The organism is Microcoleus sp. N9_B4, assembly GCF_036701635.1.
Taxonomy (GTDB): Bacteria; Cyanobacteriota; Cyanobacteriia; order Cyanobacteriales; family Microcoleaceae; genus Microcoleus.
Genome location: NZ_JAUBRC010000113.1, coordinates 1 through 1,547, shown reverse-complemented (window position 1 = coordinate 1,547; position 1,547 = coordinate 1). Strand labels below are relative to the sequence as shown.

Annotated in this window: 1 protein-coding gene; it reads left to right on the top strand. The window is 42.1% G+C overall.

The window, feature by feature from the left end; translation table 11 throughout:
* Window positions 1-60 precede the first annotated feature (60 nt).
* Entirely contained in the window at window positions 61-1,533 is a 1,473-nt protein-coding gene (gene tnpC, locus QUA43_RS30660) for an IS66 family transposase (protein WP_333379533.1), read from the top strand.
* Window positions 1,534-1,547: the final 14 nt, after the last annotated feature.

Here is a 1,547-nt window from a genome sequence, read left to right as displayed (position 1 = left end):
GTAAGGATTCAGGTGGTGGGTATTGACAAGTGTGATACTGGAAAGTAGAATATAGCAATTATGAAAAAAAACCTGCCACCCAAACTCAACAGTGAAATCTTAAACCAGTTGGCGACAGAGAAACTGGTAGAGATGATCGTTGAGCAGGCGAGGGCTATAGAGCAGTTAAAATCCAGAGTAATAGAACTAGAACAGGAAATAGAGAAACTTAAAATCAGCAGAGATTTAGACAGCACAACATCATCAAAGCCACCATCGTCCGACATCCTCAAAAAAAGCGAGAAAAAACTAGAAGCTCAAACAGAGGAAAGGGAGACACCAAAACGGAAACCAGGAGGACAACCAGGGCATCCGGGAAAAACGAGGAAGGGGTTTGGTCGGGTAGATAGATTAGAGATATTACGACCGCAAGTGTGTAGGTGTTGTGGTCAAAGCGAATTCAGTGGCGAACCTATCAAAATAGAGAGAGAGCAAGTTGCTCAGTTAGTAGAGAGTCCAATAGAAATAGTAGAATATCAAAGATATACGTGTATTTGCAGCGAGTGTGGGGAAACACAAACAGCAGACTGGTCGCCAGAAATAGTACCGGGACAAGATATCGGAATCAGACTGCAAGCTTTTTTGGGATGGATAAATAATTACGGGCATTTATCCTACGAAAAACAACAAGAACTGTTGTGGGAACTGGGAAAAATAGAAATAGGAGTGGGAACTTTAGTAGCCACGAATGAAAGAATAGATGGTGCCGTGGCTCAAAGTATTGACCGGCTAAAAGAGTGGGTCAAACAAACCCAGCCCAATATCCATGCGGATGAAACGCCATGGGCAGTCAAAGGGGTAAAAGAATGGTTATGGATTTTTGCCAATACCGACTTCGCTTTATTTCATGCTGCTGATACTCGTTCTCGCTCCGAATTAGAAGTAATTCTGGGTGCAAGCTATACAGGTGTCCTCAGTTCGGATGACTATAGCGTTTATAATGGTTATTCAGTCAGAGCACAACAGAAATGTCTGGCGCATTTACGCCGTCATTTCAAAAAGCTGAGCAAGTTACCAGGTTTACATAATCAGGAGATTGGCGTCAAATTTATCGATTTGATTGATGAAGGCTTTCATAACTACGCTTTATACCAAAAAACTCTCTTGATTGACGAGTTCTGGAGTTGGGCATCAGAGTTTAAATTAAAAATTGAATCTGCACTCTTAACTTGGTTTGAGCGAGCCGGAGCAGAAGCAAGTAAACTGTTACGTTCCTTGCTCCATAAAGCCGATCAATGGTGGTATTTTCTAAATCACCCAGAGATTCCACCAGATAATAATTTAGCCGAACGAACGTTACGTTTAGCCGTTACAAAAAGAAAAGTTAGTGGCGGTTCCCGTTCAATGTCACGGTTCCAAGATACTGCCAATTTATTGACAGTTATACAAACTTGCCGTCGTCAAAGACGTTCAGTCATTGAGTTTTTTGAGCAAGCTATCAAAGCGAGGGTTAATCCTGCTGTGCAGACCCCCTCTTTAATACCCCTGGTTTAGACCTGAATCCTTAC